General features: G+C 41.0%; 17 protein-coding genes and 1 pseudogene. 12 read left to right on the top strand and 6 right to left on the bottom strand.

What is annotated here, in order from left to right:
- Positions 1 to 140: 140 nt before the first annotated feature.
- The 3 genes from G4P69_RS04650 to G4P69_RS40200 form a co-directional block, all read right to left on the bottom strand.
- Positions 141 to 518 carry a response regulator gene (locus G4P69_RS04650; RefSeq protein ID WP_208340539.1) on the bottom strand — a complete coding sequence of 126 codons (378 nt, stop codon included), beginning with the start codon at positions 516 to 518 and terminating at the stop codon, positions 141 to 143.
- Positions 508 to 3,618, bottom strand: a complete 3,111-nt coding sequence (locus G4P69_RS04645) for a PAS domain S-box protein (protein WP_208340538.1) — start codon at positions 3,616 to 3,618, stop codon at positions 508 to 510. Before G4P69_RS04645 ends, G4P69_RS04650 begins: the two co-directional genes overlap by 11 nt.
- A gap of 210 nt (positions 3,619 to 3,828) precedes the next feature.
- Positions 3,829 to 5,529 carry a diguanylate cyclase gene (locus G4P69_RS40200; RefSeq protein WP_208340537.1) on the bottom strand — a complete coding sequence of 567 codons (1,701 nt, stop codon included), beginning with the start codon at positions 5,527 to 5,529 and terminating at the stop codon, positions 3,829 to 3,831.
- 441 nt (positions 5,530 to 5,970) lie between these two features.
- On the opposite strand from G4P69_RS40200, the gene dhaL reads away from it, so the two are divergent.
- Positions 5,971 to 6,603, top strand: coding sequence for a dihydroxyacetone kinase subunit DhaL (gene dhaL / locus G4P69_RS04635; protein ID WP_208340536.1), 633 nt, complete (start codon positions 5,971 to 5,973; stop codon positions 6,601 to 6,603).
- Positions 6,604 to 6,716: 113 nt separating this feature from the next.
- Here dhaL and G4P69_RS04630 read toward each other — a convergent pair whose 3' ends face one another.
- The gene (locus tag G4P69_RS04630) at positions 6,717 to 6,908 is read right to left on the bottom strand and encodes a hypothetical protein (protein ID WP_208340535.1); all 192 of its coding nucleotides are present in this window, start codon (positions 6,906 to 6,908) and stop codon (positions 6,717 to 6,719) included.
- A 177-nt stretch (positions 6,909 to 7,085) separates the two neighbouring features.
- Between G4P69_RS04630 and G4P69_RS40880 the strand changes: the two are divergent.
- From G4P69_RS40880 to G4P69_RS04620, 3 genes and pseudogenes are all read left to right on the top strand, one after another.
- A pseudogene (locus G4P69_RS40880) lies at positions 7,086 to 7,226 on the top strand (IS701 family transposase); the annotation flags it as partial.
- A gap of 678 nt (positions 7,227 to 7,904) precedes the next feature.
- Positions 7,905 to 8,306, top strand: coding sequence for a lectin OAA family protein (locus G4P69_RS04625; RefSeq protein ID WP_208340534.1), 402 nt, complete (start codon positions 7,905 to 7,907; stop codon positions 8,304 to 8,306).
- Between the two features lie 293 nt (positions 8,307 to 8,599).
- Positions 8,600 to 9,877, top strand: coding sequence for a lipase family protein (locus G4P69_RS04620; protein ID WP_208340533.1), 1,278 nt, complete (start codon positions 8,600 to 8,602; stop codon positions 9,875 to 9,877).
- A gap of 617 nt (positions 9,878 to 10,494) precedes the next feature.
- On the opposite strand, the gene G4P69_RS04615 is transcribed toward G4P69_RS04620, so the two are convergent.
- Together G4P69_RS04615 and hppD are read right to left on the bottom strand one after the other, a co-directional pair.
- Complete coding sequence (locus tag G4P69_RS04615) at positions 10,495 to 11,652, bottom strand: homogentisate 1,2-dioxygenase (RefSeq protein WP_208340532.1); 1,158 nt, start codon at positions 11,650 to 11,652, stop codon at positions 10,495 to 10,497.
- A 23-nt stretch (positions 11,653 to 11,675) separates the two neighbouring features.
- Positions 11,676 to 12,767 carry a 4-hydroxyphenylpyruvate dioxygenase gene (hppD, locus tag G4P69_RS04610; protein ID WP_208340531.1) on the bottom strand — a complete coding sequence of 364 codons (1,092 nt, stop codon included), beginning with the start codon at positions 12,765 to 12,767 and terminating at the stop codon, positions 11,676 to 11,678.
- Between the two features lie 461 nt (positions 12,768 to 13,228).
- Here hppD and fahA point away from each other — a divergent pair, with 461 nt between their 5' ends.
- The 8 genes from fahA (at position 13,229) to G4P69_RS04570 (ending at position 21,704) form a co-directional block, all read left to right on the top strand.
- Positions 13,229 to 14,548, top strand: coding sequence for a fumarylacetoacetase (fahA, locus tag G4P69_RS04605; RefSeq protein WP_208340530.1), 1,320 nt, complete (start codon positions 13,229 to 13,231; stop codon positions 14,546 to 14,548).
- 182 nt (positions 14,549 to 14,730) lie between these two features.
- On the top strand, positions 14,731 to 16,578 hold the full coding sequence (locus G4P69_RS04600; RefSeq protein ID WP_208340529.1) for a response regulator: 1,848 nt from the start codon (positions 14,731 to 14,733) through the stop codon (positions 16,576 to 16,578).
- A gap of 96 nt (positions 16,579 to 16,674) precedes the next feature.
- Complete coding sequence (locus tag G4P69_RS04595) at positions 16,675 to 16,869, top strand: hypothetical protein (RefSeq protein ID WP_208340528.1); 195 nt, start codon at positions 16,675 to 16,677, stop codon at positions 16,867 to 16,869.
- Positions 16,870 to 17,321: 452 nt separating this feature from the next.
- Positions 17,322 to 17,717, top strand: a complete 396-nt coding sequence (locus G4P69_RS04590; protein ID WP_208340527.1) for a response regulator — start codon at positions 17,322 to 17,324, stop codon at positions 17,715 to 17,717.
- Positions 17,718 to 18,180: 463 nt separating this feature from the next.
- Positions 18,181 to 18,687, top strand: coding sequence for a bidirectional hydrogenase complex protein HoxE (gene hoxE / locus G4P69_RS04585; protein ID WP_208340526.1), 507 nt, complete (start codon positions 18,181 to 18,183; stop codon positions 18,685 to 18,687).
- The gene (locus tag G4P69_RS04580; protein ID WP_208340525.1) at positions 18,674 to 20,332 is read left to right on the top strand and encodes a NuoF family protein; all 1,659 of its coding nucleotides are present in this window, start codon (positions 18,674 to 18,676) and stop codon (positions 20,330 to 20,332) included. Before hoxE ends, G4P69_RS04580 begins: the two co-directional genes overlap by 14 nt.
- Before the next feature lie 122 nt (positions 20,333 to 20,454).
- The gene (hoxU, locus tag G4P69_RS04575; RefSeq protein ID WP_208340524.1) at positions 20,455 to 21,171 is read left to right on the top strand and encodes a bidirectional hydrogenase complex protein HoxU; all 717 of its coding nucleotides are present in this window, start codon (positions 20,455 to 20,457) and stop codon (positions 21,169 to 21,171) included.
- On the top strand, positions 21,159 to 21,704 hold the full coding sequence (locus G4P69_RS04570; RefSeq protein ID WP_208340523.1) for an NADH-quinone oxidoreductase subunit B family protein: 546 nt from the start codon (positions 21,159 to 21,161) through the stop codon (positions 21,702 to 21,704). The genes hoxU and G4P69_RS04570 overlap by 13 nt, the downstream gene beginning before the upstream one ends.
- Positions 21,705 to 21,751: the final 47 nt, after the last annotated feature.

Raw genomic sequence — 21,751 nt, 5'->3', positions numbered from 1 at the left:
TGTTTACATTCATTGACTTTACAGCAGTCAGTGTAACTTCTGACTGCTTTCCTCTCAAACATGCTCGTAGAACATTCCCCATAATATAGTCTAAAGCTTGTCCCCATCGCCTTGCGGGGAGGCGTAAGTGTTTAATCAGTTCAATTCCAATGCAGCAAAGAACGCATCTGTTTTACCAAATCAGGGGCTTTGAAGGGTTTAGCAATGACACCTGCGATCGCGAGAGAAGAAAATTGGCGCTGTTCACTGGTTTGAATTTTAGCGGTCAGTAAAATCACGGGAATCATGGAAGTAGCAGGATGGGCTTGTATTTGTTGCAAAGTTGTAATTCCATCCATCCCTGGCATCATTACATCTAGGAGAATAGCATCCGGAAATTCTATCTGGGCAATAGCTAAACCTTCAGATCCCGATTCTGCTAGCAAAACTTCCCATCCCGCAATAGTACGAAGTGAAATTTCAATAACTTTGCGGATACCTTGTTCATCATCAATGATTAAAATTCGCTTAGTAGTCATTGCAAATATTCCCCACCGGAAGCGTAAAGTAAAAAGTACTGCCAATTCCTAAGATACTATCAGCCCAAATAGTCCCTCCATGTTGGTGAACAATACTACGACTTATAGCCAGTCCTAAACCAGTTCCACCTAAATGGCGCGAGTCAGAAGCATCAACTTGCGCAAACGGCTCGAAAATACTTGACAAACAATTCTGAGGAATACCTCGTCCTTGGTCTTTAATTGAAAAGATTAAAAATGACTCGTCAGGGCAAGTGATGTCACAAGTATATAAGTTGAATGGGCAAATAATCTCTCTACTAGAGGACTCAGTGTGAAAATCTAAATTTAACCAGATAGTTGAGCCTGGAGGAGAAAATTTAATAGCATTACTTAGGAGATTGATCAACACTTGTAATAGGCGGTCTGGGTCAGCGTAAATCTTAAATTCTTTATTATCTGCATCTGTAGTATTAATGTGAATACCAGCTTGCGTAGCCATTCCTTGGATTTGAGTAATAGCAGTATTGATTAAATCAGCCGTACTACAAAAACGTTTCTCTAAAGCAATTTTGCCAGACTCCAAGCGCTCCAAACTAAGAATATCATTGACCAGACGTACCAAACGGTCAACACCATCAGCTGCGATTTCAATAGTTGCTTCGCCTTCCGGGGAGGTTGGATCAATAATTTTCCCATGGAGTAAACTCAGGGATGCTTGCATAGAAGTCAGGGGAGTTCGTAACTCATGACTTACAATAGCTACAAATTCAGCTTTCATGCGTTCAAGTTTGTAATGCTCGGTGATATCTTCGCCAATGCTAAGAGTACCGATAGGATGACCATCGATATCTTGTAATATGGTGTTATTCCATTTAATCATCCGCTTTTCACCAGATTTGGTGACGATAAGATTTTGATAGTGAGGATTTATATTCTGTTCTGATAAGTGTTGGAAATCAGCTTTTATTAAAAGTTCTTCACTCCTGGGGATAAAATCCTTAAACCAGTTTTTACCTAGAACTTCTGCTTCGGTGTATCCAGTGAGACGCAAGAAGAAAGGGTTAGCATACTCCACATAACCTTTATCATCTAAACCAATTACTATTAAATCAATATTATCCAGAAGCGATCGCCACCTGCGATCTGATTCTCTTAATTCGGCTTCTATTTGTTTGCGCTCGCTAATTTCTAAAACAATAAAACCCAGATTTATTGAATCAGCCGATTCTCCCAGAATTGGGAAGTAGGAAATTAACCAGTGACTTATGGCTCGAGGTCTGGTGGGAACCATCACGCTTATTTCCATGTTGGAAATAGGTTCGTGAGTATCAATAACACTTTGGAATAAAGGTAAGATTGTTGGGGCAAGTTCTGGAATTATTTCTGCTACTGATTGACCATTATGTTCTTTGATGGAATGACCGTTTATATCTGCTAATGCTTGATTAACTTTTAAAAAGCAAAAGTTTTTGTCTGCTATCCCTAATCCTATATTGACTTGACTTGCTGCATGAAAAAAGTTATCTAATAATTTCTCTCGTTCTCTAAGTTCTCGTTCCAACTTCTCCCGCTGAAGCAGTTCTTGTTGCAGTTGATTATTAACCTGAGTTAATTGTCCTGTTCGTTCTAAAATTCGTAATTCTAGTTCATTATTCAATTTTCGTAGAGCCTCTTTAGCTTGCTTGCGTTGCCGAATATCCCGTAGAACAGTGACAATAGTATCTGGCTGACCTGTTTTTGAATCTTTCAGTGTAAAAACATTGCACCAAACTGCAATGAATTCCCTTGTTTGAACATGTTGTATATCAAACTCACCTTCCCATCGACCTGTAGAAATAGCAGTGGGAATAATATCTTGTTGTAAGGTTTGCTGAAATTCTAAAGTTTGATATTCCCAGATAGCTGTGTACTGTACTTGCGTATTCTCCAGCCCCAACAAGTGTCTTCCTGCTTGGTTTATATATAATATTTGACCATTGACATTAGCTGTAGCGATGAAATCACAGCTATTTTCTACAATCGAGACTAATTTTTGGTGTTGTAACAATTGAATTTGTAGTTTTTCAAATAAAATAGCTTGTTGAAGAGCTATTCCCATTTGGATGGCTAATTGGTTCATCAATTCACATTCAGCCTTTGTCCAATGGCGCTGAGCATAACATTGGTGAGCAATAAGTAATCCCCATAAATCATCATTTTGAATAATTGGAATAACTAGATTAGCTCTAATCTGCAAACTTGCCAGAAGCTCGCAGTGACATTGTTGCAAATCTGTAGCTGTATAGATATCATCAATTGTTCTAATACGCCCCTGCCGATATTGTTCCACCAAAGTTGTCTTAAAGCAATCATCTTGAATTGTTCGTCCAAGAATTGACAACGCTGGGTCTACAACAGATTCTGTACTTACAATCCCGCTCCAGTCAGACTGAAATTGGTAGATAATTACGCGATCACTTTGCAGGATTTGTCTAATTTCGGTAACAGCAGTTTGAAGAATATCGTCTAGTTTGAGAAATCTACGGATAGAAAGTGCCGTCCTCATAACTAATTGCTGTTGCTGCTGTTGCCGTACCTGTTGTTTAATCGATTGCTGTTGAAAAAGAACTTTTGCGATCGCTTGATTCAAACTGTCAGGAGTAATTTTATTTTTGTCTATAAAATCGTGGGCACCCTTCTTGAATACATCAATAACTATCTCAGTCTTTCCTTGACCTGTGATCATGATAGCTGGAATTTTAGGAAGATCTGCTTGTTGGTAAAGCTGCTCGAAAAATTCTAACCCGTTCATATCCGGGAGAAAAAAGTCAATTAATAAAATATCTGGTCTTGTCTGTTGACAGAAAACTAAAGCATCTTCGCCTTTATCGAATTCGATAATTTTGTATATACTGTGGTTATTCTGTGTTAAGAATCGGCGATAAACGGCACGGTCTTCTTCTGAATCTTCTAGCACAAGAATGGTGTATTCTTGTTCCTTAGCAGAATTTAGAGATGCTGTCACTTCATCGACAGCTACAGAAAAATGTGAACACCCTAATTGTTTAAGGGCTTTCACTTCTTTCCGTAAAGCCTCTACTTCAGCTATTAATTCTTCTTGGGTTTTGTTAATAGCCATTTTTTTCTAATTAGAGGTTAAAATTTTTATGAAGAATTCAGGAGTCAGGAGTCAGAAGTCAGAATGATAAATACTGGTTAAAACCTCGTCCCTTGTGGACGAGATAGGGGTTGAAAATTAACGTTAAAACACCATTCCTTTATGGGTGGTGTATTCTGACTCCTGTATTCTGACTCCTGACTCCTTTTTATATATTCCTGTTTCTCAATCCTAATCAGGATAATCACTGGCTGTCAATAAAACCTGGTTTCGCCCCTGTGTTTTAGCTTTGTAAAGTGTGACATCTGCTGCTAGAAAAAGCGTTTGCAAATCTTTACCATTCTGGGGCGACTGAGCAATTCCTGCACTAAATGTTACTTGAAATGAATCTTCTCCTCCTATAGTAAATAAGTGCTGCCGAAATTTTTCTAAGACTTGTGTCAACCGTTCTCTACTAACCTGTCCAGTTGTGTTATACATCCCAATGACAAATTCTTCACCACCCCAACGTCCAATGACATCCTCAGTGCGAAAAGATTGGTTGAGAAGTTGACCGAGATAACTAAGAACGCGATCTCCTGTTTGGTGTCCATACTTATCATTAATCGGCTTAAAAAAATCTAGATCTAGAACTGCTAAACTAAAGGGTAGCTGTCGCCGCTGCGCTTGTTGAAGTAATCTTGTCAGATCTTGTAAAGCTTTACTTCGCAAACTAACTCCTGTGAGGGCGTCAATTTCTGCAACTTTCCAAGTTTGTCGCTGTTGTAGCCTTATATCCACACGAGTTTGTAATTCTTCTACCACAATTGGCTTACTTAAAAAATCATTGGCTCCAACAGCGAAACTGCGCTGTATAGTTTCTGAATTGGTATGAGCTGATAAAAACAGAATTGGTAAGCGATTCCAACGCAAATCGCTGCGTATGATCAGACATAAATCAAACCCATTTAAAGGAATATTTCTGATGTTTTTTGATGTCTCTGTAGGGAAAAGTTGCACATCTAAAATTAATAAATCAGGATTTGTCTGTTCTAGAGTTTCCCAAAACTGCTGAGGCTGAGCTAATAAAATAACTTCATATCCATATGGTGATAATAATTTATACACAAGTTTTAATAGTTCAGGATCATCGTCTACTACTAATAATCGATACAGAGACGGATGTCTCTGTGTTGATTTTTCTTTCAGTATCGTCAAGATCTGAGTACTAGCAATGGGTTTTTGTAGAAAGCATGGAACCCCTAATCTAGCAACTTCTAACCTAGTACTAAAAGAATCTTCTTGTGTGACTATTACAACTAGAATCTCTGGCTTTTCACTCCGTAGCTTTGCGAGAAAATTTAACCCAACCGTGATGTCGTTTTGGAAATTTACATCCAATAAAATAATATCAACAGTAGAATTAGCTAAAATTTGTTCTATTTTCTCTAAATTTGTGGAAATTTGTGCTGTAAATCCCCAGCTAATTGCTTCTTGTACTACGTTTTCGGCTAGAACAGTTTCGTTATCTATAATCAATAAACGAGGAGAAATAACAGAGGATGTAATCGACTCATCTAGCTCGAAGTAATGCTCCAACTCTGTTACCAATAGCTTTAATTCTTCAACCTGAATTTTTTCGGACGCTCGCTTTTGTTGAAGAATTTGTTGAATTTGACGACAAATCTCAGAAGCTTTATCTAATCCAAAACTACCCAATGAACCAATTAGCGTATGCGCTTGTGCTTCTGCTTCATGCTGTTGTTTTGGGCTGAGCTTTCCCTGATCTAGAGCAGCCACAGCTTCTTGAATTACAAACAAACGTTCTTTATAAGACTTACAACACTGATCCCAAAGCTCCTTTAACTCAGGGATTACATAACTATGCTTGACTAATTTCTCCTTCACAAAGTGACCTAAATTAATATCCTCTTCTACACAAAGAATTTTCACATTCTTATTTGATATGTTTTTATAAAAAAAAGTAAAAAAATTAACAAAAATATAACAAGGAGTTAACCCCTTCTCCTGGCAGCGACGCTGTACTTAACGCAGTTTCTCGCTTGCGAGGCACGGGTGGGTAAGTCAAAAGTCAGGAGATAGAATTCAGCCGGAGCCAGTGCGTTACGCAGCCAGGTTTACCGGTGTAGAAATCTGGCGTTCAGGTTCGCCGCGTTGTAGCACCTGGCGTTCAGAATCCCCCTCCTTCTTGTGCTGACGGATGTATTCTTCTTCAAGTAAGAATACGTACCAATATAGCAATTATTACTTACTATTAACAACAGTGATATTACTTATTCTATAAGAACTTAAAGGAAGTTAATCTAACTGATTAGATAAACCTTTCGATATATTACAAAATAATATCATCTGGTCAAATCGGGGAGTTTTTAAATGCTTAATAATATAACAAAAGAGCAAATTTTGCAGTGGTTGCAGACATTTGCATTAGAAATAGAGCAAAACAAGGACTACTTGACTGAATTGGATGCTGCGATCGGTGATGCAGATCACGGTATAAATATGGAGCGTGGTTTCAAAAAAGTAATGGCTCAATTACCGGCTGTAGCAGACAAGGACATTAGCAGTATTTTAAAAACGGTGAGTATGACGTTGATCTCCACAATTGGAGGTGCAAGTGGTCCTCTTTACGGTACTTTTTTTTTGCGAGCAAGTACGGCGATAACTGGTAAACAAGAACTCACTGAAAAGGATATGCTTGGGATGCTTCAAGCTGGGTTAGATGGGTTAATTCAACGTGGTAAGGCTCAACTAGGAGATAAGACGATGGTAGATGTGCTATCTCCTAGTGTAATAGCTTTTGAGGAAGCTATGGGTGATGGTATGCTTGAAGCAATACGACAGGCTGTAACTGCTGCTGAACAGGGTATGAAGGACACCATACCCATGCTAGCCAAAAAAGGGCGGTCTAGCTACCTGGGAGAACGGAGTGTAGGACATCAAGATCCAGGTGCAACTTCATCTTATTTAATGTTGAAGAGTTTATTACAAGTTATAAACACTTGAACACCCAACACGACTTTAACAAAAGTGAGCGGACTCACCTGCAGCGAATGCAAAAAGCTCTGATTCGAGTGTCTCTTCACACAGGCGATCGCTCGTCAATTACCAAGTGGTTGCTATTTGCAAATGCAATTGGCTGTACATTGCATCTCAACTGCAATTGCAGTCCCACCACCCATCCCGTGGCATACTGTAGCGATACCTACAGTTTTGTTCCGTTCTTTTAAAGCATTGAGCAAAGTCACAACGAGCCTTGCTCCGGAGGCTCCAATAGGATGTCCCAGCGCGATCGCCATTTTATAGTACATAAGTATTATTTAACCCACCCACGCGAAAGCTTTGTATTGGCACTCTTAAATCGCATGTTTTGAGGCACTATTGAAATATTCATGAGAAAATAAGTAGAGAATGTATTAGATAAATCTTGCTCACGGTAATGAGATGAGCGTAAACTTAACTACTGTCAGTACTTACTAAGTAGCCAAATAAACTATAATATCACAAATTTGGCGGAGCATTTAGAGCAGATCAGTCATGATAAAATCAACCGTTATTTAAAGAACGAAAAATTAACCCCTCGTCTTCTCTGGGATAATGTTAAAGATTTAATAGAAATAAATGCTAATCGTGGGAAAAATCGAGAACATCGCAAAAGTTTTCGGTCTACTGACATTAGATGGTAATGATTGCTTACTGAGTATCTATTACATCCACTGCTTGTTTTGCTACTTGCCTCGAGCGTTGAACGGGCATCCTAAATTAAAATCGGGGGCTTTAGACCCAAATTCATCCACCAGTCCTACAGAATTTAATCAGTAATTCTGACGACTGAGGCATGTATTCTTCTTTTGTGTCTTACAACCTAAAATTTTTTCATTCTTAAGACAGATTCAAACTTAATACTTGAGATAGACTTTTATCTTAACTGTCTTAACTGTCTTAACTGTCGCTTGCTTTTTTAAAAAAACTTTAGCAAGATAAAAACGTGCGTGCTAATTACATCATTTAAGAATGTTTATAGGCGTTAAAGAAACATCTAATCGTCTCCAATAAAGAGTTTAGATGCCCAAGCTTATGCACTTAATCTGCCTAGCCTGAATCCGTTGGCAATAATAAGGAAAAACTTAACATGGCATACCAATTTTTCAATATCATCTCGAAAAAAAGTGGCAAAGTTTTAGATGGCCAAGGATAACCCTGAGTTACGAGGCAAGGGTGAGTGTTAAGCAATTATCAATGATGTAACTAGCAACTTGGTTTATAGTACTTACGGTTTTACACAAAAATAAGGTAAAAGGACAAATATGGCACAATATCAAGTGAAAAATCAGTGGGGTGGCTCTTCTGCCCCGTGGAATGAGGGTGGTGCGTGGGAGATCGGTAGTCGCTCTGACCAGAACGTCGTTGCGATCAATGTTAAGTCTAACGATGACGGACAAACCCTCAATGGAACCATAACTTACAACGGTGAGGGGCCGATTGGTTTTCGGGGGCAGCGCTCCGGTAGTAACAGTTACACAGTGGACAACCAATGGGGAGGGGATTCCGCTCCTTGGCATGACGGGGGTACATGGGTACTCGGTGGTCGCTCTGACCAGAACGTCGTCGCTATCGATGTCAAGTCTGATGACGACGGAAAAACCCTCAATGGAACTATAACTTACAAAGGTGAAGGCCCTATTGGTTTCAAGGGTGTTAGGGGTTGACTTAGATCTTGCACCACCATCTTTGCTGCGAAATTCGAAGCCCAAAAAGCTTATTTTTTCGTGGTGTGGGCGTTGCCGACCAGCCCTCCCACTCGAAGGTGCAAGATCTCAGGTAGCGTCCGCCTTGCGCTTAGCCTGCCCAATTCGAGAGCGTCAACATGGGTGGTTAGCTTGGGAGGTGGCACGAAGGTTTTTCCCAAGACACCGATATGGATCCCAAGAAGAGACCTAGCTACCACATAAATGTCACATTTTTTGCAAAGTTGAAAATTCTAATTAGAAGGTAAAATCAAATGACTGGACAAGTGATAGAAACTGAGAGGATTTTTTCTCAGAATGACAAACAGAGAGCGCAGGCTCTTGGATGGGTAGTTAATGGAATTGCCAATGAACAAGTACGGCCGCCTGTTGATGGTGTAATAGTGCCAAATCCGGCTCAGGAGTTGGAAGACGTCCTTGGTCGCCGTATAGATTTTTTCCTGGCGCACCCGAATTTTTCAGGTTTTATTGGGAATTGGACACGGGTATGGGGTCCGTTTGTTTATCTGGCTCAGCCTCCGTTCAATAAATATGCAACTAATGTAATTTATGTGGCACAGAAAGACAATAATTACGTAGTTGGTGTTGCTGGTACGAATCCGAACTCTTTTCAGAACTGGTTGATTGAAGATTTGTACGTTGGATCACTAGCGAATTGGGCTGACTATGCCGAGAACGATCCGCTGCTTCATCCCAAAATTTCCATGGGAACTAAGATTGGCCTCGACAATCTCTTAAGACCACATCCTGGCTCAGGGCAAACTATCATTGATTTTTTCACAGATTTATTAAAACAAGCGAAGCAAAACATAGAGATTCTACTAACGGGTACTAGTCTAGGTGGTGCCTTGTCTCCTGTCCTGGCACTTGCTTTGCATGAGACAAAATCAACATGGGATCCAAATAATCGAGCTACATTAAAGGTTGTTACATTTGCTAGCCCTACACCTGGCAATTTCGATTTTGCAGAACGCTATAGGCTGCGACTTGGCAACAACACAATCCGCATTTGGAATAGTCTTGATATTGTTCCCCATGCCTGGAACGGGAAACTGCTCGATCAAATTCCCAGCCTTTACGAGCCTCACATACCCACTAACCCCCTGATTGAGAAGTTTGTGAAGATAGGTAAGTTCTTGTCATTCGCAAGAAGATATACCCACCTTGAGCGGCTAACGCCTGCATTCACAGGTACGTTTCAGCCTAGAGAACAAACTCAACAAACAAGTTCTAAGCAAGTAGAGCTAGATGTTCAGTTGGCAGAGTCTCTCAAATCAAGATTGGCAACAGAAAATTTGTCTGTGTCAGATGACGATATCAATGGATTCAAGCAATTCTTGCAACAGGCTGCATACCAACATGTGCAGGCGTACTTCGATTTCCTGATGTTTCCACCAGAACTCACAAGGTTGCTTACGGATAGAACACAACTCCCGCCTGATTTACAGCTTCCAGAGGCAGATCTAGCGGCTACCGAGAGCGTGGTTAGTAAACTGTTGGAATACTCTGGCAATCCGGATGTAGATGAGTAATCCTTAAACAACACGGAACGCGCTTGATATCGCCAAAGCAGCCCGCGAACTGACGCCTGCTGGCAATAAGGTCGTGCTACTGAGATGGTCACAAGGTGGTTTGGCTGCGGTGACTGCGGGCGAAAACGCCTTCTCCCCCCAATACTGCTCGGTTAAGCCGAAAATTTAAATTTAATGTAGGTTGGGTTGAGGAACGAAACCCAACATTTATAAGGATTTGTTGGGTAACGCTTATGCGCTCTACCCAACCTACGATTTTCCAAAACCCCGAGCAGTATTGTCTAAACTCTTTATTGGAGACGATTAGATGTTTCTTTAACGCCTATAAACATTCTTAAATGATGTAGTTAGCACGCACGTTTTTATCTTGCTAAAGTTTTTTTAAAAAAGCAAGCGACAGTTAAGACAGTTAAGATAAAAGTCTATCTCAAGTATTAAGTTTGAATCTGTCTTAAGAATGAAAAAATTTTAGGTTGTAAGACACAAAAGAAGAATACATGCCTCAGTCGTCAGAATTACTGATTAAATTCTGTAGGACTGGTGGATGAATTTGGGTCTAAATGTTCAAACCAATGAGATCTGTAGAAAGAACCTGAGTCATATAATATACCTTATTGTTAAGCAATCCAACTGTACGCATAGTCTTTATCCTCGAACTGCAAAGCTTGCTTTGTCAGCCGTAGAGGATGAAAAGTATCAATCATCACAGCTAGTTCATCAGTCCGTTCTTTCCCAATAGATCCTTCATACATTCCTGGATGGGGACCGTGAGGAATACCACAAGGATGAATGGTTATTGAAGCCTGCTCAATTCCTCTACGGGACATAAAATTTCCAGCCGCATAGTAGATCACCTCATCCGAATCAATGTTGGAATGGTTGTAGGGTGCTGGAATTGCTAAGGGGTGATAATCGAACAGACGTGGCACGAAGGAACAAACGACAAAGCCTGGTGCTTCAAAGGTTTGATGTGCTGGAGGAGGTTGGTGAATTCGACCTGTGATCGGTTCAAAGTCCTCAATGTTAAATGCAAATGGATAGAGATGCCCATCCCACCCAACGACATCTAGCGGATGATAGTGATACAGATAGCTAGTAATTCTGTCTCTAGCCTTAACTCGCACCTCAAATTCTCCGGTTTCATCGTGGGTAACTAGTTCATCCGGTGGCCGAATGTCGCGCTCACTGTAGGGTGCATGTTCGAGAAATTGCCCGTAACGATTGAGATAGCGCGCTGGCGGTTCAATGTGCCCGGTTGCCTCGATCACCAGCATTCGCTGCTCTATATTTGTATCAGGTAATATACGCCACAGAACTCCTGCCGGTATGACCAAGTAATCACCTTGACGATAGCGCAAGATGCCATACTGACTCTCTAATACACCACTCCCTTGATGGATAAAAATCACTTCGTCACCTTGCGCAAGCCGATACCAGTACGACATAGGTGAGCTTGGTTGAGCAACGGAAATGCAAACATCTGAGTTTACTACGAGTGGGATACGTCCTTGTACGGCATCTCCACCTGAAACGGCGGTTGCTGTGCGTAGGTGACGATGGCACAATGGACCAAGTTCTTCATACGAAATGTCTACCGTTGCTGTTAGAAAAATTTTCTGTACTTGAGTGGGTGGATGTAAATGGTAGAGTAGGGATTGGATCCCTGTAAAACCTCGTATCCCTATTAATTCTTCGTGGTATAGCGAACCGTTGGGTTGATGAAATTGTGTGTGGCGTTTATGTGGAATATTTCCCAACTTGTAATAGTATGTCATAAGCCATCTACCTCACCCTTGGGCTACAAATTTCCTCGCAGTGCCTGCTCGCGCTCAATTGCCTCAAACAAGGATTTGAAATTACCTTCACCAAAACTCTGCGCTCCATGCCGCTCAATTACCTCCAAGAAAAGTGTTGGTCGATCTTGTAACAGTTCGGTGAAAATCTGGAGCAAATATCCATCTTCATCCCTATCCACTAGGATGCCTAACTCTGCCAGTCGCTCGATAGGCGCATCAATTTTTCCTACCCGCTGTTCTAAGTTATCGTAATATGTTTTTGGTACGTGTAAAAACTTGACGCCAGCTGCTCTCATCTGGACTACTGTATCGATAATGTTATTGGTTGCGCAGGCTATATGTTGTACCCCAGGACCATTGTTATATTCTAAGTACTCTTCAATTTGTGACTTACGTCTAGCTTCAGCTGGCTCATTAATTGGCAATTTAATTTTTCCCGTACCATCCTGCATTACTTTAGACATCAATGCTGAATATTCTGTGGAAATTGCCTGTTTATCAAAATGTACTAAGAGCTTAAAACCCATAGTGTTGGCAAAAAACTGCACCCACTTTTCCATTGCCCCCAATTCAACGTTTCCAACCACATGGTCAATCGTATGTAATCGTACAAATTTGCTCGTGTCAGCGTGGTGTAGAGGCTCAAAGCTAGGAGCAAACACCCCAAAGTAATCGCTGCGATCTACAAATTTGATCAGTGTATCACCATAGCCATGTATAGCAGAGTAGCGCAACACTCCGGATCCCTCTTCTTCTTCAGTTGGAGGAATAGCACCCACAGCACCCCGCTTGGTTGTCTCTTTGTAGGCGATAACGGCGTCTGGCACTTCCAAGGCAATTACACCAACCCCATCACCGTGCTTCAGCACACTTTGTGAGATGCAGTGATCTGGATTCAACGCTGTACTCAACACAAAGCAAATATTACCTTGTCGCATCACATAGGATGTAACTTGCCGACTACCAGTTTCTAAACCTCGATATGCGATATTAGTAAATCCAAAAAGTTTAGAATAAAATAGTGCTGCCTGCTTAGCATTACCAACATAGAACTCTAGGTGGTCGAAGCACTTTATAGGGCAAAAATCATTCATTTGGGTTCCTCCCACCCAGAGAAAATATTATGAACAGGGAATAAAAGAGAATTCAGGAGTCAGAAGTCAGGAGTCAGGAGTCAGGAGTCAGAATACACTACCCGCATTATCAGTTATCAGTTATCAGTTGAACGCTGATAACTGCTAACTGATAACTGAATTCACCTCCTGTCTCGTCCCTGATGGACGAGGTTTTAAACAAAATCTTTGAATAAGATTATATGTTAATTTTTTTAGCTTTATTGTTGATTTACTTCTTAGTTTATATGCTGGATTTAGTATCTTTTATCAACTACGATATTCAGAAAATATCGTGAATAAGTACACCTGAAGATATAAGTTGCCCAAAAATCAAACTACCTTAGGTAAGAACTTACGATTTGCAAAAAATAAATTATGTAATAAAAAGGAGTCAGGAGACACAATTCAGGAGTCAGAATACACAATCTCAAAATGCTCTTATGAGTTACCACATCAATACCACCCATAATCCAGATTTGCGCAGTTGGGTAGAATCGGCGAATCAGCCTCATAGTGATTTCCCGATTCAGAACTTACCATTTGGGGTTTTTCGCTCTCACGGTACTACTGAAACACCGTGTATTGGAGTTGCTATTGGCGACCAAATTCTCAATTTGTATCTTTGTTACCAAGCTGGACTATTGCAAGAACTTCCAGCACAACTTCAATCAGCTTGTGCACAATCCGACTTAAATCAACTGATGGCTATGGGGAATGAAGTTGTGTCAATCTTGCGTCATCACTTGAGCCAGCTTCTGCAATGGGACGAACATCCACCAGCTTCAGCACAAGAAATGCTGTTTCCCATGTCTCGTGCTCAACTTATATTACCTGCTAATATTGGTGATTACACTGATTTTTACGCTTCAATTTTTCACGCTCTCAATGTAGGAAAACTATTTCGCCCGGACAAACCTATCCTTGATAACTACAAGTATCTTCCTATTGCTTACCACGGACGTGCTTCTTCAATTGTGCCTAGTGATACTCCTATTAGGCGACCCAAGGGTCAGATCAAAAAACCTGAAGTGTCAGCGCCTATTTTTGAACCAACTCAAATGCTAGATTACGAACTAGAAGTCGGATTGTTCATTGGTGTTGGGAATGAGTTAGGAGAGCCTATTTCTATAGATAATGCTGAAGAACATATTTTTGGACTGTGCTTGGTTAATGACTGGTCAGCACGGGATATTCAAGCTTGGGAATACCAGCCTCTGGGTCCATTTTTAGCCAAAAGCTTTGCCACGACTATCTCGCCTTGGGTTGTAACTTTAGAGGCTTTGGCACCGTTCCGTTGTCCTGCTTTTAAACGTACCCAAGACGATCCTTTGCCACTACCTTATCTCTGTTCAAGATTAAACACTGAATTAGGTGGCTTTGACATCATAGTTGAAGTGTTTATACGTTCAACCCTGATGCGTGCAAAAGGTATGGAACCATTTTGCTTAAGCCGTGGTTCTTTCAAGCAGATGTATTGGACAGTGGCGCAAATGCTCACCCATCACACAAGTAATGGCTGTAACCTCCGTCCTGGTGATTTGCTTGCTACTGGAACCATTTCTGGTGTTCAAAAAAGCTCCCTTGGTTGTCTACTGGAGATTACCCAGCGTGGTACTTATTTAGTCGAACTCCCGACTCATGAAATGCGGTCTTTCCTATGTGATGGTGATGAAATTATCTTTCACGCCTACTGTGAGAAAGAGGGTTATGTCAGGATAGGTTTTGGAGAATGTCGGGGTATAATTCTTTCTACTGCTTAACAAAAAGACTTTATTGCCATCATAGAGCAGAGATTGCCACTTTATTTTAAGTATACACAAACTTGGCAAACGATCCTACTAGAAAATGTAACGATCTATGTGGATTAAAAACGAGCAAGAGTGGCTGGAAGATAATCCGAGATATAGTAAATGTCTGATAAGCATCTTCCAGAGTATTACTCATGAAAATTTTATTAGTAGAAGATGACATCTTAATTAGTACAGCACTGGCCGATCTGCTAAGGGCAAATCATTACACGGTTGACTCAGCTAACGATGGTGAAACTGGTTTAAATCTAGCGATGTCAGCAGAATTTGATTTAATTTTGCTGGACTGGCTCATTCCGAAGCTGGATGGTATCACCTTGTGTCGGGAACTGCGATCGCACGGCTACTGTAAACCAATTTTGTTGCTTACCGCCAAAAATGCGACGGCAGACATTGTAGTGGGGTTAGATGCTGGAGCGGATGATTATGTTATTAAGCCTTATCAACCAGAAATATTACTAGCAAAAATTCGGTCTTTGTTAAGCCGAGGTGGCGTAATAGCATCATCCAAGTTAAGTTGGGGAAATCTTATTTTAGACCTAAATTATGGTAGCGTGACTTGTGACGAGCAGGTAATTTCACTCACAGCCACAGAATATAAACTCCTAGAATTGTTTTTGCAAAATCCTAATCGCATTTTTAGCCGTCGGGCAATTTTAGATCATCTATGGCGATTTGATGATATACCAGGAGAAAATGCAGTAACAACACATATTAAGGACTTACGCAAGAAACTAAAAGCAGGGGGACTTACTCAAGAAATTCTAGAAACTGTCTATGGAATGGGTTATCGCTTAAAGCCAGCCCCAGGTGATCCTGTTTCTAATCATACAGTGACTTCTCAACAACAGGATACTCACAAAAAAGGGACTTCCAAAAATTTAGACTCTGTTAATCGAGTACTAGAAAAATTCCGTAATTCCTTTAGTGAACAAGTAAAGATACTAGAGCAAGCAAAAACTGCTTTATTGGCAGGAGATTTACATACCAAGTTAAAACAGCAAGCATTGCATGAAGCACACAAATTGTCAGGTTCTATGGCAATGTTTGGATATCCAGAAGGTTCTAAACTGGCAAGAGAAATAGAGCATTTGCTACTAGAGAATCGTACCCAGAAAGATCATGAAATCAGTCTATTTTCCCAACTGATAACCCAATTGCAAGAGGTATTAACAAAGCCTTTGGCTACCATAACTGCTGAACCTGAGCCACTAAGCCGGACTCATCGTGTGTTGGTGATTGATGATGATGCGACTATGACGGATCAGTTATTGTCTAAAGCAGATGCTTGGGGAATAAAGATGAAAATCGCGCCTGATTTAACGACTGCGCGATCGCGCCTAGCCTTAGCTACTCCTGACGCAGTTTTACTGGATTTGAACTTTCCCGGTAACCAAGAAGATGGATTAACGCTGCTACATGAACTCGTAGAAAGCTACCCTAATCTGCCAATTATTGTTTTCACTGTGCGAGATAGCCTTGCAGATAGATTGGCTGCATCACGCTTAGGAGCACGAAAATTTTTACATAAGCCTTCGACAACTGAGCAAATTTTTCAAGCGATCGCTAGTGTCCTACCTGAAGTTAAACTATCACAAGCAACAATATTAATAGTTGATGACGACCCCGTAATGCTCACAGAATTATCGCAGTTACTTTCGCCTTGGGGACTCAAAGTAGTGACCTTATCTGAGCCACAGCATTTTTGGGACGTATTAATAGCAACATCGCCAAATTTAGTTTTGCTAGATTTAGAAATGCCGATAGTAAATGGGTTAGAGTTATGTCAAGTTGTACGCCAAGATGCTCAGTGGGGAGATTTGCCTGTTTTAGTCGTAACAGCCCATTCTGATGCTCAGTTTGTTGAACAAGCCTTTGCTAGAGGAGCTGATGATTTTATCAGCAAGCCAGTGCTAGAGCCACAACTGATAACACGGGTGCTGAGCCACATAGAAAGAAGGAGTTCGCGCCATAGTTTTTAATTTTCGTCGCCTATGGCAAGAGGAAAGTGATGACTAACAATTTTCTCAAAAGTAAAAAGAAGATTAAACAACTGAGTGAAGAATTAGCTCAGGAGAATGCTGAGCAACTACGGATGGCTCTATCAGCCGCATGCATGGGTCTTAGAAAAAACCACCTGTAATGCAGATGAATTAATTGCGCAAGCTGTAGAGGGAGTACACGCGATCGCCAAGCAGCAAAATATTAACTTTAATATTCACCCTAGCAATGCTCAAGTTTGCCCACATGGGAATCACCGGAGTCATCACTAAACCTTTTGACCCTACGACTGTCTCTCAGGAAATAGCTGATATTCTTAGCTGGGAGGACTAATTTTTACATTTTGTGAAGAACTCTAACTTCTTTATTAGTTCTTTATTTTTCTAATTTATCTTTACTCTCGATGGTAGAAAAAAAATTTTGACTATCGCACCAAAGATATATGACTACTTGTCAAGCAGATTCAATGACTAATATAGAGGATATCAAATCGCTAGTGTTATCCTCAAACCATTTGCTCCAGTCGCACTTCCTTGTCAGATTGCTAACGTTTTAGACTGGTAAGTAAACCCAAAGTAGTTATTTATTTGATTTGTCTACATTGAATCAATTAGAGTTTAAGTCAATCACAAATCTATTTGCAATTAATTCATTTAACAAAATTATAAACAAGCTGTCCTTAGAGAACCGTAACGGTTTTCCAGGAAACACAATAGGATTAATTATGACACTTCAAAATTCAGCAAAAAATAAAGTAATAATTGCAGACGATGAACCGACCTATCGGCGTTGTATCACTTTTATACTAGAACACGAAGGTTGGGAAGTAACTGAAGCACAGAATGGCAGAGAAGCTATAGAAATGGTATTAAAAGAGCGACCAAATGTATTAATTTTAGATTATCAAATGCCGGAATTGACCGGAGCCGAAGTCTATCGATACCTGCAATTACATAAAATCAAACTGCCAGTTATACTGGTTTCTTCCAATAACAACCTAGAGGAATTAGCCTCACATTTGGGTATTACCTATTATCTTCGTAAACCGTTTGATCTTCCAGAGTTTCTGAAAACGATAAATTCTGCTTACCAAAACTTCGGTGTATATGAAGAAATGTAAATTGACTGTAGGGTACGCGATCGCGCAGCCGTGAATCACCTTGAATTTATGGCAGTGCGGCGCTTGGCGACAGCACAACGGCAGCATTGCGGGAGGACAGCAGCTTTGCATGCCCAGAAAATATACATTGCAAACTCCCTCAAAATTGCTCAATGTCAATTGGAAGAGATGCCAATAATAACTGCGGATAATAAAATTATACAGTATCCTGTTGATATAATTTGGTAGAACCGAAGTAGTGTATTTTCCTAGTCACAATCGAGACCCTAGATCTTTTTTGGCTCAACTCCCAGTAATGGTAGTTGAGGGAACAGTGTCTGAAGTACCAGATACTCCGCCGTTTGTCAGAGTTTTTGGAGATCTTCCTCACAAATTCCTCAAATTGTTCGTGTATAAAAGTATAGAGATTGGAAATTTTTACCAATCCAGAATCTAGGAAACAAAATCCCCCAATAAAGAAAAAATGAAAACCTCGACTCCGCTCTCTCATCCTAGCGGTGATAAACGTTTTAAGATTCTGGACGCAACAATGAAGCGTTATCAATATCAGCAAGATGCGCTTATTGAAATGCTCCATAAGGCTCAAGAGCTGTTTGGCTACTTAGAAAATGATTTACTACTTTACATTGCCCACAGCCTAAAACTGCCACCTAGCAAGGTTTATGGTGTTGCAACGTTTTACCACTTATTTTCACTTGCACCCAAGGGAGTTCATTCCTGTGTGGTATGCACAGGTACGGCTTGTTATGTAAAAGGTGCTGAGGAAATTTTGACAGATCTAGAGAAATCTGTTAAGGTTCGACCTGGTGAAACAACTCCAGATTCTCAAGTTTCGCTACTAACTGCACGGTGTCTGGGAGCTTGTGGTATTGCGCCTGCCGTAGTTTTTGATGGTAAGGTGTCTGGGAATCAAACTGCTGAATCGGTTTGCAAGCAAGTCCAAGGATGGCTGGAACATGGAACTGACTGAATTACAAGAAATTGCTCAAAAAGAACGGTTTTTAAAGAAACCTGTTCAGATTCGTTGCTGTATGGCGGCTGGTTGTCTTTCCACGAACTCACAAACCGTTAAAAAAAATCTGGAAGCAGCTGTCGCAAAAGCCGGTTTAGATGATCAAGTAGAGGTTTCCGGTGTTGGCTGTATGCGCTTGTGCTCTCAAGGACCATTAGTACAAGTTGATACACAACCAGGCTCTGTTGTAGAGAGCGGATCTGTACTATATGAGCAGGTGACTCCTGAAAATGCTTCCTCAATTGTCGCTGCTCTCGATGGAGAAGCGACAACTATTAAAAAAGCTGATCTGAATCATCCATTTTTCACTAACCAGATGCCTATTGTTCTGGAAAATAGTGGCAAAGTTGATCCAGAACGTATTCAATCTTATATTGCAGCAGATGGTTATAAAGCTCTTTACCATGTTCTGCGGGAAATGACACCCAGTGATGTGGTAGAGACGATTACCGGTAGTGGTTTACGGGGACGTGGTGGTGGAGGTTATCCTACAGGATTAAAATGGGCGACAGTCGCTAAGGCGAAAGGAGAACGTAAGTTTGTTATCTGCAACGCCGATGAGGGAGATCCAGGTGCATTTATGGATCGCAGTGTATTAGAAAGTGATCCCCATCGCGTTTTAGAAGGAATGGCGATCGCCGCTTATGCTGTAGGAGCAAACCAAGGCTACATTTATGTTAGGGCAGAATATCCTGTTGCTATTAATCGTCTCCAAATTGCGATTCGTCAAGCACAGCACCTTGGTTTATTAGGTCTTAAGATTTTCGAGTCTTCCTTCGATTTTAAGATTGAAATCCGTATCGGTGCAGGGGCTTACGTTTGTGGGGAAGAAACTGCATTAATGGCTTCTATAGAAGGAAAACGCGGTACTCCTGAGCCACGTCCACCTTATCCTGCTGAATCGGGTTTATGGGGTTATCCTACTCTAATTAATAATGTAGAAACTTTTGCTAATATCTCACCTATTATTCGTAAAGGTGCTGACTGGTTTGCCAGCATCGGTACGCAAAAGAGCAAAGGTACGAAAGTTTTTGCTTTAGCAGGGAAAATTCGCAACACTGGGTTGATAGAAGTCCCCATGGGAACTACACTGAAACAGATTGTAGAAGAAATGGGCGGCGGTGTACCAGATGGCGGTTCTGCCAAAGCAGTACAAACTGGTGGTCCTTCTGGGGGTTGTATTCCAGCGTCAGCTTTTGATACTCCTGTAGATTACGAATCACTGACAAACCTCGGTTCTATGATGGGTTCCGGCGGGATGATAGTGATGGATCACAGTACCAATATGGTAGATGTTGCTCGGTTCTTCATGGAGTTTTGCATGGATGAATCTTGTGGTAAGTGTATTCCTTGCCGAGTCGGTACTGTACAATTGCACAGTTTATTGACAAAGATTCACTCTGGTGAAGCATCTATTGCTGACTTAAAACTACTAGAAGAACTGTGTGATATGGTGAAGTATACAAGTTTGTGTGGTTTGGGACAGTCGGCACCTAATCCAGTATTTAGTACTTTGCGCTATTTCCGTGACGAGTATTTGGCGTTAATTAAGCAAACAGAATTCAGGAGTCAGGAGACAGAAGTCAGAATAAATGCTGGTTAAAACCTTTTCCCATTATTCAGTTGTCGGTTATCAGTGTTTAAGTGATAACTGATAACTGTTCACTGTATTCTGACTCCTGAATTCTGTCTCCTGACTCCTTTTTATTTCTCACTGAGGCGACAATGACAGTAAAAACTTTAACAATCAACGAACAATTGGTCAGCGCCTACGAGGAGCAGACTATACTTGAAGCAGCAAAGGATGCAAAAATTCATATCCCAACATTGTGTCATTTAGAGGGCGTTTCAGATGTTGGTGCTTGTCGGCTTTGTTTAGTAGAAGTTGCTGGTAGTCCTAAACTGCAAGCGGCTTGTGTCACGAAAGTTACTGAGGGTATGGAAGTTCGTACGAACTCTGAACGCCTTCAGCAATATCGGCGCATGATTGTAGAAATGCTGTTTGCTGAAGGCAATCACGTTTGCTCAGTCTGTGTGGCAAATGGCAATTGTGAGTTGCAAAACCTTGGTATTGAAATGGGTATGGATCATGTGCGTTTAGAATACCAGTTTCCTAACCGCAAGGTCGATGCTTCTCATGAGCGTTTTGGTGTTGACCACAATCGTTGTGTTCTTTGCACCCGGTGCATCCGTGTTTGTGACGAGATTGAAGGCGCGCATACGTGGGATATGGCAGGTAGGGGATCAAATTCGTTTGTTATTACTGACTTGAATCAGCCGTGGGGAACGTCGCAATCTTGTACTTCTTGTGGCAAGTGTGTTAATGCTTGTCCAACAGGTGCTATTTTTCACCAGGGTTCGAGTGTGGGTGAAATGAAACATGACCGATCTAAACTTGAATTCATTATCACAGCACGGGAGAAAAAGCAATGGATCGTTTAAAATTAGCAACAGTTTGGTTAGGCGGCTGTTCTGGCTGTCATATGTCCTTTCTTGATTTGGATGAATGGCTGTTTGATCTAGCTGCAAAAGTGGATTTGGTTTATAGTCCCTTTGCTGATTTTAAGGAATATCCCCAGCACGTGGATTTGGTGTTGGTTGAGGGTGCGATCGCCAACGAAGAGCATCTGGAAATGATCAAGATAGTGAGAGAGCGATCGCAAATTCTTGTCTCTTTCGGAGACTGTGCTGTAACTGGGAATGTTACTGCTTTACGCAATCCTTTAGGCAGCGCTAAACCAGTCCTTGAGCGTTCTTACCTTGAAGGTGGCGATCTCAACCCAACAATTCCCCACGAGCCTGGTATTGTACCACCTTTGGTGGATCGGGTGCGACCTGTTCATGCACTAGTATCAGTTGACATTTATTTACCAGGATGTCCACCATCAGCAACCCAGATCCGCTCAGTGCTGGAGCAGCTTTTACAAGGAGAAAAACCACTGCTGAAAGGACGCGAATTTATTAAATTTGGTTAATTACGATTGGGGGCTGTAACCATTGAAATTACCGCTATATTATTAGT

The organism is Aetokthonos hydrillicola CCALA 1050 (assembly GCF_017591665.1).
Classification (GTDB): Bacteria; Cyanobacteriota; Cyanobacteriia; order Cyanobacteriales; family Nostocaceae; genus Aetokthonos; species Aetokthonos hydrillicola.
This window is presented reverse-complemented; position numbering and strand designations above follow the sequence as displayed.